The organism is Chryseobacterium viscerum, from assembly GCF_002899945.2.
Classification (GTDB): Bacteria; Bacteroidota; Bacteroidia; order Flavobacteriales; family Weeksellaceae; genus Chryseobacterium; species Chryseobacterium viscerum.
The window spans coordinates 296,743-313,370 of the sequence record NZ_PPEG02000003.1; the positions used below are offsets into that span (position 1 = coordinate 296,743).

Annotated in this window: 16 protein-coding genes and 1 tRNA gene; 11 read left to right on the top strand and 6 right to left on the bottom strand. The window is 36.1% G+C overall.

All coding sequences use genetic code 11. The features are described 5' to 3' along the window. The first annotated feature begins 1 nt into the window (after window position 1). Both C1634_RS07905 and C1634_RS07910 read left to right on the top strand, forming a co-directional pair. A complete protein-coding gene (locus C1634_RS07905; RefSeq protein ID WP_103234364.1) occupies window positions 2–529 on the top strand; it encodes a GNAT family N-acetyltransferase in 528 nt (175 codons plus the stop codon). Beyond that, complete coding sequence (locus C1634_RS07910) at window positions 526–885, top strand: cupin domain-containing protein (RefSeq protein WP_103234363.1); 360 nt, start codon at window positions 526–528, stop codon at window positions 883–885. The genes C1634_RS07905 and C1634_RS07910 overlap by 4 nt, the downstream gene beginning before the upstream one ends. A gap of 78 nt (window positions 886–963) precedes the next feature. Here the strand turns inward: C1634_RS07910 and C1634_RS07915 are convergent, their stop codons facing one another. Further along, complete coding sequence (locus C1634_RS07915; protein WP_103234362.1) at window positions 964–1,719, bottom strand: LytR/AlgR family response regulator transcription factor; 756 nt, start codon at window positions 1,717–1,719, stop codon at window positions 964–966. Beyond that, window positions 1,716–4,595, bottom strand: coding sequence for a sensor histidine kinase (locus C1634_RS07920; RefSeq protein ID WP_109738184.1), 2,880 nt, complete (start codon window positions 4,593–4,595; stop codon window positions 1,716–1,718). The genes C1634_RS07915 and C1634_RS07920 overlap by 4 nt, the downstream gene beginning before the upstream one ends. A 225-nt stretch (window positions 4,596–4,820) precedes the next feature. Between C1634_RS07920 and C1634_RS07925 the strand changes: the two genes are divergently transcribed. Both C1634_RS07925 and C1634_RS07930 read left to right on the top strand, forming a co-directional pair. Then, window positions 4,821–5,702 carry a T9SS type A sorting domain-containing protein gene (locus C1634_RS07925; RefSeq protein ID WP_109738185.1) on the top strand — a complete coding sequence of 294 codons (882 nt, stop codon included), beginning with the start codon at window positions 4,821–4,823 and terminating at the stop codon, window positions 5,700–5,702. Window positions 5,703–5,900: 198 nt separating this feature from the next. Further along, on the top strand, window positions 5,901–6,281 hold the full coding sequence (locus tag C1634_RS07930) for a PEGA domain-containing protein (protein ID WP_103234553.1): 381 nt from the start codon (window positions 5,901–5,903) through the stop codon (window positions 6,279–6,281). Between the two features lie 67 nt (window positions 6,282–6,348). Here C1634_RS07930 and C1634_RS07935 read toward each other — a convergent pair whose 3' ends face one another. The 3 genes from C1634_RS07935 to C1634_RS07945 form a co-directional block, all read right to left on the bottom strand. Beyond that, window positions 6,349–7,092 carry a dienelactone hydrolase family protein gene (locus C1634_RS07935; RefSeq protein WP_103234554.1) on the bottom strand — a complete coding sequence of 248 codons (744 nt, stop codon included), beginning with the start codon at window positions 7,090–7,092 and terminating at the stop codon, window positions 6,349–6,351. Window positions 7,093–7,156: 64 nt separating this feature from the next. After that, the gene (locus C1634_RS07940; protein WP_103234555.1) at window positions 7,157–7,768 is read right to left on the bottom strand and encodes an HAD family hydrolase; all 612 of its coding nucleotides are present in this window, start codon (window positions 7,766–7,768) and stop codon (window positions 7,157–7,159) included. Window positions 7,769–7,827: 59 nt separating this feature from the next. After that, window positions 7,828–8,259, bottom strand: a complete 432-nt coding sequence (locus tag C1634_RS07945) for a type I restriction enzyme HsdR N-terminal domain-containing protein (protein ID WP_109738186.1) — start codon at window positions 8,257–8,259, stop codon at window positions 7,828–7,830. Window positions 8,260–8,266: 7 nt separating this feature from the next. On the opposite strand from C1634_RS07945, the gene holA reads away from it, so the two are divergent. From holA to C1634_RS07960, 4 genes are all read left to right on the top strand, one after another. Beyond that, window positions 8,267–9,304: a DNA polymerase III subunit delta gene (holA, locus tag C1634_RS07950; protein WP_109738187.1), complete on the top strand. Its 1,038-nt coding sequence runs from the start codon at window positions 8,267–8,269 to the stop codon at window positions 9,302–9,304. Window positions 9,305–9,544: 240 nt separating this feature from the next. Then, window positions 9,545–10,486, top strand: coding sequence for a thioredoxin-disulfide reductase (gene trxB / locus C1634_RS07955; RefSeq protein ID WP_103234558.1), 942 nt, complete (start codon window positions 9,545–9,547; stop codon window positions 10,484–10,486). Between the two features lie 229 nt (window positions 10,487–10,715). Further along, a complete protein-coding gene (locus tag C1634_RS25950; RefSeq protein WP_165835286.1) occupies window positions 10,716–10,886 on the top strand; it encodes a hypothetical protein in 171 nt (56 codons plus the stop codon). A gap of 172 nt (window positions 10,887–11,058) precedes the next feature. Next, complete coding sequence (locus tag C1634_RS07960) at window positions 11,059–11,436, top strand: VOC family protein (protein ID WP_109738188.1); 378 nt, start codon at window positions 11,059–11,061, stop codon at window positions 11,434–11,436. Window positions 11,437–11,605: 169 nt separating this feature from the next. Here C1634_RS07960 and C1634_RS07965 read toward each other — a convergent pair whose 3' ends face one another. Continuing rightward, window positions 11,606–12,457 (bottom strand): pepsin/retropepsin-like aspartic protease family protein, encoded by an 852-nt coding sequence (locus C1634_RS07965; protein ID WP_109738189.1) that lies wholly within the window; start codon window positions 12,455–12,457, stop codon window positions 11,606–11,608. A 482-nt stretch (window positions 12,458–12,939) separates the two neighbouring features. On the opposite strand from C1634_RS07965, the gene C1634_RS07975 reads away from it, so the two are divergent. From C1634_RS07975 to C1634_RS07985, 3 genes are all read left to right on the top strand, one after another. Further along, window positions 12,940–13,024, top strand: a tRNA-Ser gene (locus tag C1634_RS07975). A gap of 627 nt (window positions 13,025–13,651) precedes the next feature. Beyond that, a complete protein-coding gene (locus C1634_RS07980; protein ID WP_109738190.1) occupies window positions 13,652–15,025 on the top strand; it encodes a hypothetical protein in 1,374 nt (457 codons plus the stop codon). A gap of 751 nt (window positions 15,026–15,776) precedes the next feature. Continuing rightward, window positions 15,777–16,616, top strand: coding sequence for a hypothetical protein (locus C1634_RS07985; protein ID WP_103234163.1), 840 nt, complete (start codon window positions 15,777–15,779; stop codon window positions 16,614–16,616). The last annotated feature ends 12 nt before the right edge of the window (window positions 16,617–16,628 follow it).

Genomic DNA, 16,628 nt, shown 5'->3' on the forward strand with positions numbered 1-16,628 from the left:
AATGAATTTTTCTATTCAGTCTGTTTTAGAGAATGAAGAATTTCAATTAATCCCCTTAGAGCAAGGGGATTTTGAATCTTTATATGAAGTAGCTTCCGATCCTAAAGTTTGGGAACAGCATCCCAACAAAGACCGTTACCAGAAAGAGGTTTTTAAAAACTTTTTTACAGGAGCTATGGAGAGTGGCGGTGCTTTCAAAATTATAGAGAAAGCTACCGGAGATGTATTGGGAAGCAGCCGTTATTACGACTTTGATGAAGAGGATAGTCATATTTTTATAGGATATACTTTCTATGGGACAAAATCCTGGGGTAAAGGGATCAATCCGCAGGTTAAAAAGCTGATGCTGGATTATATCTTTCAGTTTGTAGATAAGGCTCATTTCCATATCGGAAAAGAGAATTTTCGTTCTCAAAAAGCTTTGGAAAGGCTTGGCGGGCAAAAAATAGCCGAAGAAGAAGTCGCTTATTTTGCAGAGCCTACAAGAACCAACTTTGTATATGAAATCAAAAAAGGAGACTGGGTATGAAAAAATATAAAATTCAGCAATCTCCATTTGTAGTTCCTACTACAGACGGAAAACTGATTGAAGAGCATTGGGGAAACTCCACCGGGAATTCCAATGTTTCGATTGCTCATATGGTAGCCCCTCCGGACTGGAGTGAACCTCATCAGACCCCTGAATTTGATGAATTTACTTATATTATTTCAGGGAAAAAGCAATTTGAAATCGATGGTGAGATGGTAGTTCTGGAAAAAGGGCAGAGTATTCTTATTGAAAAAGGAGCGAGAATTCGGTATAGTAATCCGTTTTCGGAACCTTGCGAATATCTTGCGATCTGTCTTCCTGCATTCTCTATGGAGCTCGTGCACAGGGAAGAATAAGGAGATTAAAAAAGTTTAAAAAATAGAAAGGCAAATTTGCAAAACAGCAGATTTGCCTTTTTTTCTTGCTGAAAATTGCTATTTCATTCTTTTAATAATCCGGAGAAACTCATCTTTTTTCCTTTGTGATACCTGTAAAGAAGTTTCGTCACTCATAATGATATAGCCACCCCGCCCGCGGATATATTTTTCAACATGCTGGAGGTTAATCAGGTGTTGGTGATGGATGCGAACAAAACCTTGCTCTTTCAGTGTTTCTTCAAAATAGGCGAGGGTGTGGGATACCATCATTTTTTTTCCTCCTTTGAAAAAGATCAAAGTATAATTGTCATCAGCCTGAAGGCGCACAATATCCATGGTATGAACGTAGACGAGACCTTCCATGGTTGGCAGCGCTATTTTACTCTGCTCTGCAGGACTTTTAATATGATGCAGCAGGGCAGATAATTGCTGGATTTTATTTTTATCTTCCAAAAGCTTAGCCACCTTATTCACGGTGAGGATCAATTCATGAATCACAATGGGCTTTAGAAGATAGTCCACCGCATGATGTTTGAATGCCTGTACAGCATACTGATCATAAGCGGTAACAAATACGGTGTAAAAATTAATATCGGATACCTTTTCAAATAGTTTGAACCCGTTTTCAACAGGCATATTGACATCCAGAAATACCAGTTCCGGAGATGTTTCTCTGATGACCTCAGCGGCTTCATTTACAGAGGCGGCTTCCCCTGCTATTTCAATATCCGGGCAATATTTGGATAAGAAACGAAGAAGGGTTTCACGTGATTCCTGTTCATCATCTACTACAATAGATTTTATTCTGCTCATAGAAAAGGAGTGTTTTTGATGGTTATTTTGACGATTGTTCCCTGTGTGGAGGGGCTTATGGTATTTTTATCAGTGATCTTAGTAGAAATAGATGTTCCATAGAGTTCATTGATGGCGGAAATTCTGCCGGCAGTAATTTTCAAGCCCATAGATTTATAATCGTCCGGTCTGCTGTCGAATTCACGGGCTTTTTCAAACCCTACGCCATTGTCTTCTACAATGCATATGATAGAATCTTCGCTTTGGGTGCATGAAATCCGAAGAATTCCTCCTGTTTTCAGATGTCTCAATCCGTGGCTGATAGAGTTTTCAGTATAGGTTTGAAGCAGCATGGTGGGGATTTTTAATTGTTCCAATCCGGTTTCTACAGAAATCTCATACGTAAAGTGATTTTTAAAACGCATCTGTTCCAGTTCAATGTAAGTTTTCAGCATAGCCATTTCTTTATCGATTGTATTCCAGTGCTCTTTGGAGTGGGTGAGGGTCTTTCGGATCAGGTCCGAAAAGGCGGCCATATAATAATTGGCATTCAATTCATCTTCTTTACCATAATAATTCTGGATGGCATTCAGGACATTGAAGATAAAATGAGGGTTGATCTGAGCGCGGAGAGCCTGCATTTCCAGTTCAGCAATCATTTTTTTTCTTTCCGTTTTCTCCGCTTCTTTTTTGCGGATAATATTGACACGGTGTCTGTATATAATGATAATGAAAACCAGCAGTAACAGGAATATTCCTCCCATAAACCAAAGTTCTTCCCAGAATGGAGGTTTTACTGCAATAGCCAGTACAGCGGGTGTTTTATTCCATATATTATTTTTTCCGGAGGCCCAGATGTTGAGATGATAATTACCAGGCTTCAGAGCTCCCAGATTTAATGTACTTTCTTCTGTAATCACCGTATCATTCTCTGCTCCCGACAGAAGATATTTATACTTAATATCCTTTTCATCCAGATAAGAAATAGCGGTATAGGAGATTTGTGCGTTATTCTGATTGTATTTCAGGCTGATCTTTTTAGGATAATAAACGATGCTGTCCTTGAAGGAGGCTTTCAGGAAATAGACTTTATAAGGCTGGCTTTTGCTGACCTGGTCCTGGTTGATAACAATAATCCCATTGGATGTAGCAAGAAAAGCTTTTCCTTCGCCAAAAGTAATCGCATTGATCATATGGCTCGGAACTCCGTCAGCCGCTGAAAAGTGATAAATAGAGTAGCGCATGCGATCATCAAAGGTAACTCTGGATAATCCTTTGTCTGTATTGATCCATAGCTTTTCCTTCTCGTCTATATAGGCTTTTTCACAAATATTACTAATGAGTCCATTGGTTTTATTCAACCTAATTACTTTCTGGCCATCACGAATGAAAATACCATCAGAATGAGTGCTGATAACAAGCCTGCCTTTCAAAAAATTGAGAGAGGTGATGCGGTTTCTGCCTAAAGCCGGATCCTGAATGAATTGATGTAAAGCCGGATCGTAATAGAATAATCCCTGCAAGGTTCCTAACCAGTAGATTCCCTTGGAGTCAATAGCAGTAGCGGGAGCTGCAACGGAGGTATTCAGTTTGGGAAGTTCAGTAAACTTTCCGGTATTAATATCATAGATAAGATGATTTCTATTTTGAGTACCGGTTTGGCTTATCAGTATTGTATTATTTCTGATAGCTGCTGATTTTTCAGAAAACTCCAGAATTTTCGTGTAGGTATTTCGAGTAAGGCTGCATTTAAATAATCCCCGGTCTGTTCCTGCTAAAAACAGGTCATCATCAATAGATAGAATATACCGGAGTCTGTTCCATTGCCCGTCACCCAGAGTATATAATGGCTTGAAACTATTTTTCTCCCTTATCATAATTGCACTGTTGTTGTATCCTGCCAGAAGCTTTCCGCCCGGTAGATACTTTACAGTTAAAACATTATTATCTATGAGCCCATCAGCTGTAGTATATATTAGTGTTTTATTGGCAGGCTGCATATATACTCCTTCATTCGTAGCATACCAGCAGTTGCCTTGTCTGTCTATAAAACTATTATAGCTTACAATGCCTTTCATTGCAATATATTGGAGATTTTGACCCGAAGGTTTATCGGGATCATATTCCAGAACTCCACTGGTGGTGCAGCTCCATATTTTACCGTTTCTATCTACAGTAACGTCAAGGATATTGCTGGGCATTTCAATTTTTTTCACCACAGGTCTGCCTTCTTTGAACACGATATCATACAATAAATTGATATACCTTACATACAAATGTCCGTTCAGATAAAAACAAGATCTTACTACTCTTTCTTTAAATACATGCACTATTGTTGATCCCGCATGATTTTTCCTTATTATCTTTTTTGCAGAAATATAATAATCATTGCCCTGATCAGAAAAATGCATGTGGGGGGATTGTGATGTGCTGTCTTTTGGATTGGAAATATCATTTTTACCTATAATATATTTTTTATGCCGGTTAGAATAAAGATCCCATCTTGGGGCAATGTCATAAAAACCGATTCCCCTTTTTTCCATAAGGCGGCAGAGCTTATCATTCTGTACAGAATATACCTTGCCATTATAGATATAGGTAGGACTTCCGTTATAAGTGCCTACCCACAAACGCTGCCAGGAATCTTCCCATGCCTGAAATGTTTCATTGTCGGGAAGTCCATGATTACTGGTGATAGTCTCAAAATGATGCCCGTCGAATCTGGAAATTCCCCAGCTGGTACAGAACCACATAAACCCCTTGCTATCCTGATATACTGAATACACCGTATTGCTGGGTAACCCGTCACTTAAACTATAATGACGAAGTTGGGGCTTCTGACTGTACATCAGCAGGCTATGAAACAACAGGAATAATATGAGACGGTAATGATACATAGTTTTCAGGCTAATATAGAGAAATCTCCAGAATGGGAAATGCCTTAATACATCATATTTACTACTGTTCTGCTCATTCAAAGTATCAATAGACTCGACTAGGTTTTTATTCTGCTCACTTACTCATTTGTTCTTTTTTTTTCTTTAAAAAAGAGACAACTTGTACCTGTTTATCGGCAATGGCGTCCCGAATGATAAAGAACGCTATCATTAAAATATACCTTTATGAAAAAAACTCTAACTAAGATCTTCGGATCATCAGGCTCATTTTTAAGAGCAGGAAAAGCAGGCTTTCTTCTTTTTGCCGCTTTATTTTGTAACACGGCTTTAAGTGCCCAGATAATAATAATTACTGATCCTGGTGTTCCCTCTCTTCCTTCTAGCACAAAAGTGCAAATAACAAGAGCAACAGGGAATTTGCCGTCTCCTGTAGCATTGGAAATTAAGTCAGGGTCAACAACAGAAACCAACACTTTCCTTCAAAACCCACCCACTGGTACTACCAATACCTTTACTTATACATTTCCACAGCTTTTTACCTTTCCGGGAAATCCAGCAACAGTAAGAACCTTTAGAGTTTCTTTCTCTAATCCTGGAATGACCAGTAGATATTATCCAGTTCCAACTACTATTGGGGGATCTACCACAATTATTCCGGGATTTAAGACAAGTGAGATGGATCGTGGCCTATGGTATTGTGCAGGTCCTGATACCAGCTTTGGATATGGAGTAATTCTTACCCGTACCAGCTCCACTACATACCTTATTGAATGTACAAAATTCTTCTGCCATCTATGTGATCCATGTACTCCTATTACTCCAACTGTAAGCAAATCAAGCGCAACTGAGCAGAATAATAAAATGAAACTCTACCCAAATCCAAGTAATGGATACGCAGAACTTGAATACATGGCTTTAGGAAAAGAATCCATTACTGTAAATGTAGCAGATATAGCAGGAAAAAGCATATACCAATATAAAACAGATGTGACCTCTGGGGTTAATAAACTACCCATAGATATTCAAACCTCGTTATCAGGAACCTATTATGTCAACTGGCGTTCCAGTAACGGAAACTCCGGATCACTGCAATTGATAAAGAAATAAATAGGTACCGGTAAAAACTAATATTGATGAAAAGGCGCACCTTGGTGCGCTTTTGTGATTTGTATACCCTGTTAAAAGAGAGTTATTTTCTCAAAATGCCTATGAAATCTATGTTTTTTCATAGTTTTTTCAAAATTTATAGGGGTTGTTTTAAATTATTTTGTAAGTTCGCGGGCTTAAAAAAACTATTTAAAATATATGAAAAACAAATTAGCAGTTGTACTCATGCTGGGGATCACACTTTCTACTACTTCATGTGCAACTATTTTTACAGGAACTCAGGATTCAATAGCTTTTTCTTCAACTCCTGAAGGTGCAAAAGTATTTCACAAAGGAATCGAAAAATGTACAACACCTTGTACGACGAAAATCCCAAGAGCGTTGGGTAAGCAGATGATTACATTTGAAAAAGAAGGATTTGAGAAGAAAGAAGTAAAATTGACAAAAAACTTTAATGCTGTGACTTTGCTGAATATTATTCTGGGGGGTGCTATCGGAGTGGGAATTGATGCGGCTACAGGATCTCTGACCAAATATTCTCCAAAAAAATATGATGTTGAGCTGCAAGCAAAACCATAACAGGATAAAATATAAAGGGAAAATTAAAAAGGCAAATTCGCAATGAGCGGATTTGCCTTTTTTATTCTTATTTCAGTATTTCTTTCAGGAACATCAGAGTATGATTCCAGGCTCTTTTAGCCATTACTGCATTATAATCCGGTGATTTCGGATCTGTAAACGTATGCTTTGAATGAGCATAGGTGATAATCTGCCAGTCGGCGTTTCCTTCGTTCATCTCTTTGATGAGGTTATTATAATCATCAGGCGTTACACTTTTATCATCAGCTGGATTTTCAACCAGAATTTTAGCACTTAAAGCTTCATTTTTTCTGCTCTGATCTCTCGTAAGACTGCCATGGATGGAAACAACCCCTGCAACAGGCAGATGTCCTCTCGCGGATTCTAACGCCCCCGTACCTCCAAAGCAATAGCCAATAACAGCTACTTTATCAGAAATTGCTCCGTTTTTCTTCAGCTGCTCCAAAGCCAGCGAAATTCTTTTCTGGTATTCCTGGTGGTTCTGTTTATAATATCCTGAAGTTTTTGCAGCAGATTCGTTGTCTGCAGGAATTTTCCCTTCACCATAAATATCAGCGATAAAGGCAATATAACCTTGCTTTTCAAGTTCAATAGCTGCTGTTTTAGCTTCTTCATCAATTCCTTTCCAGGCGGGCAGGATCAATACTCCCGGAAGTTTTTTTCCTGCATTAGAAGTGATCAGACCATTCAGTTTCTGAGAACCATCCTGATAAGAAACGGTTTTAAGTTTCTGACTGAAAAAGGTACCTGAAGCCATAATCATTGTGGTTAATAAGATAGAACGTATCATAATTAATTATTTGTGAGTTAGTGATTCTAAAACAGTATTAAAATTAAGGAAATATTTAAAAGGGTTAAACTTCAACTCCAACTTTCTTTAATTCTTTTGTTAAATCTGTATCAGGATGCACCTGAATGGTAATGAAACCCAGTGATTTTGCCATTTCAATATTCTTCGTATTGTCATCAATAAAAACCGATTCGTCAGCTTTTATATTGTATCTGTTTAGCAGCACATGCCAGATTTTAGGATCAGGTTTGATGAGTTTTTCTGTTCCGGAGACTACAATTTTACCCTCAAAGATCTGGAAGAAATCATAGTTTTCTAATGCGTAAGGGAAGGTTTCTTCGGACCAATTGGTCAATCCAAACAGATCATAGTCTGTGTTTTTAAGCTTTCTCAGAACTTCTACGTTTTGTGGGATGTCACTTTTCAGCATGACCGTCCAGTTGTCGTAGAAAGCGCGGATTTCTTTTTCCCATTCAGGGAATTTTTTCACCTGTATTTCTGTTCCTTCAGCCAGGCTTCGTCCTCTGTCCTGTTCTATATTCCATTCATCCTGGGCGATATTTTTCAGGAAATATTCCATTCTTTCGTTATCGTTAAAATATTCTTTGAAGAAATATCTTGGATCCCAGTCCATGAGTACACCTCCGAAATCGAATATGATGTTTTTTATTTTCATAATTAATATTGTTGAGAATTACTGCTGAGAGTGATTTTACATTTAATCCCTGCTTTTATTTATTCCGGTCTGTAAAACTGATACTGCCCGTCTTTATAATAAGCGTTGATATGCTGAAGCCCATTGGTCAGTATGATTTCCTTGGCTCCAATAATGGAATTATATCTGGCTGTTTGTTCAAATGTTTTTTCCGTGAGTTTGATCTGTGGAGCCTTGCATTCGATCAAAATTACAGGTTCCGTTTTTTCAGTAACCAAGAGGTCAATACGTTTGGTAAGACCATTCAAAATGATCTTCTTTTCGGTAATGAGGGCCGATGTAGAATAGGATTTTACAGTAAGGTAATAATGTATCCAGTGCTGTCTTACCCATTCCTCGGGAGTGAGTAGAAGATAAGTTTTACGAACCAAATCATAAATAAAAAACTTATCTTTGTCTTTCTTGAATTTAAAATCAAAAGTTTCCTGAAAATTCAGTTTTGGAAGTTCCATTAATAAGATGAAAGAATTAGATTTAATCCTCAAAAATATTAAAAATAAAGAAGTTTTACCTATTTATTTTTTCCACGGAGAAGAAGCTTACTTTATTGATGTCGCTGTAAGAGCTCTTGAACACGGCTTTTTGGAAGAAGATGAAAAGGCTTTCAACCAAACGGTTACCTACGGAAAAGATACTTCTTATCAGGAGGTGCTTTCTCTGGCGAGACAGTTTCCAATGATGGGGGACAAACAGGTGATTATTGTGAAAGAAGCTCAGGATTTAAGACTGAATGAAGAGGAAAACAGAATTCTGGAATCTTATGTAGAAAATCCAATTCCTTCTACGGTTTTGGTTTTCGCACACAAACATAAGAAACTGGACAGCCGAAAAAAGGCCGCAAAAGCATTAGACAAAGCCAAAGCGCTTTTCCTGAGTGAGTCAGTGAAGGAAAATAACCTTCCGAAATGGATATCAGATGAATGCATAAAGCTTGGTATCAAAACGGCGCCCAATATCTCTCATCTTCTGGCAGAGTATCTTGGAAACGACCTGTCAAGAATTGCCAATGAACTGAACAAACTAAAGATGATCCTTAAAGAAGGAGAAATCCTTGACGGGGCGATCATTGAAAATCATATCGGAATCAGTAAAGAATACAATATTTTTGAACTTCAAAAGGCTTTGGGAACCAAAAATGCCAATGCCGCCTTTAAAATTGCCCATTTTATGGGGAAGAATCCGAAGAATAATCCTTTTGTAATGATGCTGGCAAGCCTTTACAATTATTTTTCAAACGTTATTATCTACCAGACCATGGCGGGGCAGTCTCCACAGACGATTGCATCACAGATGGGCGTAAACCCTTATTTTGTCAAAGACTACGCAGAAAGCGCAAGACTTTACCCTTTAAAACATGCCACAAGAGTCATTTCTATTTTACGTGAATTCGATATGAAAGGAAAAGGCCTTGGAGCAGTGAATATGGGCGATGCAGAACTGATCAGAGAGCTTGTGTACAAGATTATCAATGTAGATAAGATTAAGATGAAAGTGTAATGCGTGTTGCGAGGCAGCGAGATACGTGATTCTAGATATGATAGGTACGAGTGAAAACAGGAGTGTTAGATTTTCGCCGCCCAAACCCCGAATCCCAGAACTCGAATCCTAACCCTCCCAACAATTACCATCGAAATTCAACATATCAGATATTGACAAGTATCATTAAAATAACTTTAAAAAGACAGTAAAAATTACGAAATTAGCGGTCTTAATTAAATCTTTTCGAACAAGTAAATTATGGAGCAAAATATTTTAGATTGTGTGATCGTTGGATCTGGGCCTTCTGGCTTTACCGCTGCTATCTATGCAGCAAGAGCAGACTTGAAACCTGAATTGTATACAGGTTTGGAGCCAGGCGGACAATTAACAACCACTACTGAAGTTGATAACTTTCCAGGGTATCCAGCAGGGATTACAGGTCCTGAAATGATGATGGATCTGCAAAAACAGGCAGAAAGATTTGATACCAAAGTTCATTATGAAATGATCACCAGAGCTGAGTTTTCGAAGGAAGTAGGCGGTGTTCACAAATTATATGCAGGAAACAAAGAAATCCTTGCAAAAACAGTCATTATCTCTACAGGAGCTACAGCAAAATACCTAGGTCTTGATGATGAGAAAAAATATGCAGGAGGAGGGGTTTCAGCTTGTGCTACATGCGATGGATTCTTCTACAGAGGAAAAGATGTAGTGGTAGTAGGAGCAGGGGATACTGCAGCAGAAGAGGCTACTTACCTTGCAAAACTATGTAAGAAAGTAACCTTATTGGTAAGAAAAGACGTGTTCAGAGCTTCAAAAGCAATGATTCACAGAGTAGAAAATACCCCGAATATCGAAGTGAAGTTTCACCACGAACTAATCGGAATTGAAGGTGAAAACAGCCTTGTAGAAAGAGCGGTGATCATCAATAATCAGACTCAGGAAAAGTCTACAGTAGATGTTGAAGGAATCTTTATCGCAATTGGTCACAAACCGAATACTGATATCTTCGCAGGTCAGATAGATCTTGATGAAAATGGATATATCGTTACTGAAAAAGGTTCTTCAAGAACGAATCTTCCGGGAGTATTTGCTGCTGGAGACGTTCAGGATCATATCTACAGACAGGCTATTACCGCTGCAGGAAGCGGATGTATGTCTGCAATGGATGCAGAGAAATATTTAGCTGAATTACACTAGTAATATTTAGTTTATAGAATACAAAGCGTGCCCAATGGGTGCGCTTTTTTTGTGTTATTGTGTTGAGAAAACACAAGGGTGTAAGGTTTTTTTAAACTTTTTGAACCATTAAGGAATTTGAAGTTGTGAAGGAAAGTTAAGGGAAACATCAAAGATGTTTTAGAAAGTGTGCTGCCTAATCTTATTATTCTTAATTATTTAATTCATCTTAATGGTTTAATATTATAAAATGTTTCAGAAGGTTTTCAGCAGGTATGGCTTAAGTTACAATGCTCTCGCAGATCATGCTGATTACGCAGATTTTTTTTATAATAATTTACTTGCTTCATTTCCAAAATCAGCAAGAGACTTAAGAATTTCAGATATCAATTTTATCGGAGATAAAATCTTTGCGCCCTAAAACAGTATGTTTTTTTAATATTCTTAGCGCCTTAGCGTTTCCTCAACAATCTTCATCAAAAAATTAAGAAATCAATAAACAACTCGCCAAAACATTGATATATTTGTGAAATTGCAAAACAATCCAAACTTGCATCTAAAGAAACTATCAACTGAACAAAAACGAATAAAAAATGAAAAGAGTAACCGCTATCGGAGGCATCTTCTTTAAGTGTAAAGAACCTGAACAAGTAAACGAATGGTACAAAACCCACCTGGGACTGGAAACCAGCCCATACGGAACTAAATTCGACTGGAGAGAAGCAGAATCTGATAAGAAAGGATATACACTATGGAGCCCTTTTAAAGAGTCTACCCAGTATTTTGAGCCTTCCACAAAAGAATTTATGATCAATTACCACGTAGAGAATATTGAAGCCTTGGTAGAAGAGCTGAAAAAAGAAGGAGTAACGATTCTGGATGAGATTGCTACCTATGAGTATGGAAAATTTGTTCACATTCTTGATCCGGAGGGCAATAAGATCGAATTGTTTGAGCCGGCAGGAGAGTAGCCATTATTTTCCAGGTATTACCACCTATATAACAACTGAACACCTCATTATTCCCCTCCTTTGGAGGGGTGGCGAAAATTCAAAGAATTTTTGACGGGGTGGTCTTCCCCGCAATTTATATAAAAAACGGCTTTCATTAGAAAGCCGTTTTTTGCATTTATTATTCTGTTTAATCCAAAATATATATTTTCTTCTCTTTAAGATTGAAACCTAACTTTTTACCCAGCCAGTTGATACTCGTTTTACCTTCATAAATAAGACCTTCTACAAAAAATACATCAGGTTTTTCTACGGTTGCAAAAGAGGACGAAATAGAGCTAATGCTGTCTTTATAAAACTTAGTTGTCAAATCGGGATTGAATTCACTTTTTTTCTCCACTACCTGCAGACCTTCTTTTTTGATGTTCAGGGTATTCATCAGGCGTTCACTCAGCCAAAAAGAATCTTTGCCAGCGCCGGAATCCAGGAGAACGTTGATCTTATATTTATTGTTCAAAAGTACATAGGCCGTAATATCCAGAGACTGATCTGCATTGGTAGACAGCTGGATATCCATCACTTTTTTGCTGCTCAGCTTTTCTTTTGGAAAAATAAGTTCTTTGGTCGTATAATCGATGATAAACTCTGTGTCATAAAGCATTGGAAGGGAAATTAAACCATCAATTCCTTTGATCTCCATCTCATGAGTAGCATACCAGGTATCTTTAAATTTTTTACCATTAAAAATAATCTCTTTTGATTTGAAGAGAGGAATGGTCATTTTTTCGCCCGTTGCCCGGAAAGCTGTTAGGTAGTTGTATGTTTCTTTTGGTGCGAGATCTTTGGAAAAATTATTCAGAAAAAGATTGATCCCTCCTCCGGTATCAAATATAAAATTCCCCTTTTTACCATCTATTTCAGCCCCTACAATCAGGTGGCCGGATGGAAGTATTGATATGGGCATCTTCTGTGCAAAAGCCATAGAAGAGAATGCTAAGGAAGCGGTAATAACCGTGTTTTTGATAAAAGATTGAGTAAACATTTGAAAATAGTGCTATTAGTTTTTAGTTCTGTTATAGGGTGTTACAAATATACTCTATTCTTATCACTGATAAGGTATACAAGCCCTTCAAAAGTAGCTCTAGTAGGTTAAAGGAAAGGGGGGACGGTTTTTGATGGCTATAAAATAAAAAGGACTTCCAGTGGAACTCGTTTTTTATTCTTTATATGGAAGAGTTTATCCCTTTTTTTATTTTCTTCTTTTAAAGCCTTCATCTGCTCTTTCGGAAGATTAAGGTATTCCTGTTGGTTTTCTAATAAGTATTTTGGAATGGTATGAATTGATTGTAATCGTAATGCTTTATCCAAAAACTGATTTGATGAATAAGATTTCAATGAAAATAATTCCCTTGATTTCTAGTCTATTATTAATTTTTGTTAAAATTTGTGTTACAAAAGTTTTGCAGAAAATAAAAATCGTTCTATATTTGCACCACTGAAAACAACGGTATAGCCGGAGTTTAGGGAGAGATGGCAGAGTGGTCGATTGCGATAGTCTTGAAAACTATTGACTGTAACAGGTCCGGGGGTTCGAATCCCTCTCTCTCCGCAGAAAAGCCTTGAATCAATTGATTCAAGGCTTTTTTTATTTCTAGATAAACAGGTTCAAACTTCAACAGAACCATTCGCAAAAGTTTTGGGCGATATATTCAACCATGGGAGTAGGATCGACATTTTCACGCAAGGGACTAATTATTCTTAATGGATAAGATAAAGAGACAAAGAGGTAATCAATTTCAATACTTTTTCTAAACAACCACATAAGCGATGCAATTTCTTCATACTTTGCTTTTCTTTAAGAAAGAACGCTCGAATCATTTTTCTTTCCATCAAGTAATAAGGATTGAAATGGACTTCTCTTTAAGAGCAAAGTGAGTAAATCATAATGATTATAGTTATGCTGTGAGGATTTCTCCTGAGTAGCAAGAAAGTACTGCTAAAGATAATATTACTATAAGCATGGTCTGAGTTTCTTGTTAAGGGTATCTTGAAATGCTGTTGTAATTAAGGTAAATATCTCAATCTTTGGGAGTCTTGTTGGTATATGATTTCATCTATGTAACTTTTAAGTCAACAATATTGTCTTTTAATTATCAATGAATAGTGTTAAAAATAATTTCTACTCATCAGACTTAGTTTAATATCCTATTAAGAATTAATACATTACACAGGAAATATGAAAAATAGTTTATTAGTATTTATGTTTTTAATAATTACGGTTTTAATCCCTGGACAAAAGCCGATTCTACATATCAAATATTCAGAACCCTTAAGTGTTTTTATTTTTTTAAAAAAGCTCAGTACCCATCGTGGTGATAATCCATTTAAAACAGTATTTAAAAACTCGATATTTAATACAATTAAATATCAGGAACTCATTACAAAATTTGATAATCTAAAATTAGACTATACTTTTCAATTTTATGGCTATCCTTACGGTTCAAAATTCCCCGGAATGACAGAAGCTCTTTTAAAAAAGAATTTAATTGCAGCTTCAAGCTTAAAAGAATTTAAATTAAATTCTACCGGACTCCTTCCTAATAATTCAATAAATGAGTTAGTTATAATTCTTTCTGAATTTACCCCTATATATAATGAATTGATTTATAATCCGAATAAGGTGAAATTTGAAAAGCAGATCAAAGACATTTCTAATTATGTAATTGACAAAGATATTTCAGAATATTTTGAAATTGGTTTGACTTTTTATAATTCAAATTGGGATTATTCTATTCCTTTCGAGGTTGTTTTCTATCCATTACCCGATTCACCAGGATTTACCGCAGAAGCATTTTATAATAATGCTGTATGTGCTATACAAAATGATTTTGATGATTTTAATTTATTAGTAAGCGTTATGCTCCACGAAGCATTCCATATTATATATGATGAACAATCCCTTAACTTGAAAAAAGATATTTATAGTTATTTTAAGGAAAACACTTCAAAATACAGCACTTATGCTTATTTGCTTTTAAACGAATCCTTAGCAACTGCATTTGGAAATGGGTATGTTTATGAAAGCTTAATTAAAAAGCCAGATACTACGGATTGGTATAATAGAAAGTATATCAACCTCATGGCAAAAAAGATCTATCCCATAGTGAAAGAATATATTATCAAAAAAAAATCAATTGATAAAGAGTTTATTGACGAATATATTAGATTGTATGAAAAGGATTATCCCAATTGGATCAATGAGCTTGACAATACGATGACCTACCGGTACATTATGACGGAGAATGAAAAGGATCTTGATATTTTCAGTACATATTTTCCATATTGTTCTATGTCGGAAGAAGAAGATCGTATTACAGAGGCTGGCATAGAAAAAATGAAAGCTACACCATTATCTAAAGTGATCATTGTTTCCAAAAATAATAAGATCCATTTAAACCTAATTAAGAAAAAATTTACTGAACTTAAAAATTGGAATTATAAAGCTGAGAAAGAGTTTGTTTACAATGTATTATTAAACGATAAAACGCAGCTTTATATTATAAACCAACTTACTACCCCAACAGAAGGTCTCATTAAGAATCTTCCATAAAAATGCAGATAATTAAATAGGATTTAAAATAAATGCTGTAACGACATACTTGAATAAACCTACTATAAAAACAGATATAATATTGGGTTTGCCGCTAATAGTAACGGAATTTATCACTCTGATTAAAAGTAAAAATAGGTACATTTAAGTAGATTAAAACCTTCTTAAAATAGAGCGCTCGAGTCATTTCTTTGCATCAAATAAAAGGATTAAAGTTACGAATAAAGTGAATCATACTTTCTATTCAGATTAATTGAATTTTTTGCTGGATATAGGAAAAAAATTAAGGCTCGGATTTTATAATCCGAGCCTTTTTCACTATTAGCATAACCGGTTGGTTCTTAAATAAACTTTCAGTACATCCTTACCCTGTATTATTATTTGAAATAAATAATGAAACTATTGAAAAAGGCTTATTTATATTTTTTTAGAAGTACAGCAGACTTACTGCAACTACAGAATGGAGAGGCCAAAAAACTTTCACAGGAATTTTTAAAAAAGGAATTTTGAACATTGAAATGATGAAGCAGTATCATCCGATTTCATAAAAATAAAGGATACTGCAACTACAGAATAGGAAGGTCGAAAAACTTTTATAAGAGCTGAATAAATCTGAACTTTGAGCTCTGAATAATGTGAATAGTCATTGGATTCAAGAACTATAGACTTTCATTCAAGGCGATTATGCTTTGAGCGATATCGCTCTTTCTCCACTTATCAATTTTATCAAAAGTAATTTTCAAAAAAACACATGAGTACACCATTACAAACAATTTTCAGTTGGTTTGAAACTGGAGATTTTCCAACAGAAGCACAGTTTAAAGAAACATTTTCATCTTTTTACCATAAGGATGACCAAATCCCTATGGGAAGTATTGAGGGGTTTGAGGATATTTTTCAATTATTTGCCAGTGCAGAGGCATTTCAGGCGCATTTAAAAGACCCAAAGGCCCATTCGGAATACTTGGCTTTACTGAATGCGGGTAATCTAACCCCAGCTCATGTTACTAGCTGGAAAAGTAAACTGGGAATCAGCAATGTTGCTACGGTTGATAGTGCTGATCAATTGGGTAATGCGTACACTAAAATACAGATAGATGGCTTTGTTAATGAACTGAAAAATGTTGATAAAGACTTAGCCCTGAAGATAGAAAATATTAAAAAATTGCTGTTATCCAATGATCTGTCTTTAGATGAACTTCAGGAAATCGTGGATTTTATTAAGAAAAGCCGGGAGGATATTGAAGCTTTAAAAGCTCTTTCAGGGGAAACGAGTGAAGATAAAGTAAAGCTGTTACTTGACTATGATGGGGTAGGCAGCCCGAAAAATCAACAGGAATTTAATAAGAAAATCTATGATAAGGTTTTGTTGATATCACAGACCCCTACAAGTGCAGTGGTACAAGTCACAGAAAGTACAGTATTTCCTAATACCCTTGAAACGGAAAATGTAATCATCCAGGCCCGGGACAGTGTTACGGGTAAAAAAATAAATATTGACGATTACGCAACCAACCAAACCATAGAGGTTAAGATGTTTGGCGATATCGTTCATCCCATTAATATTCTCATTTTAAAAGTTAAACCATAAAAAAATAAAAAA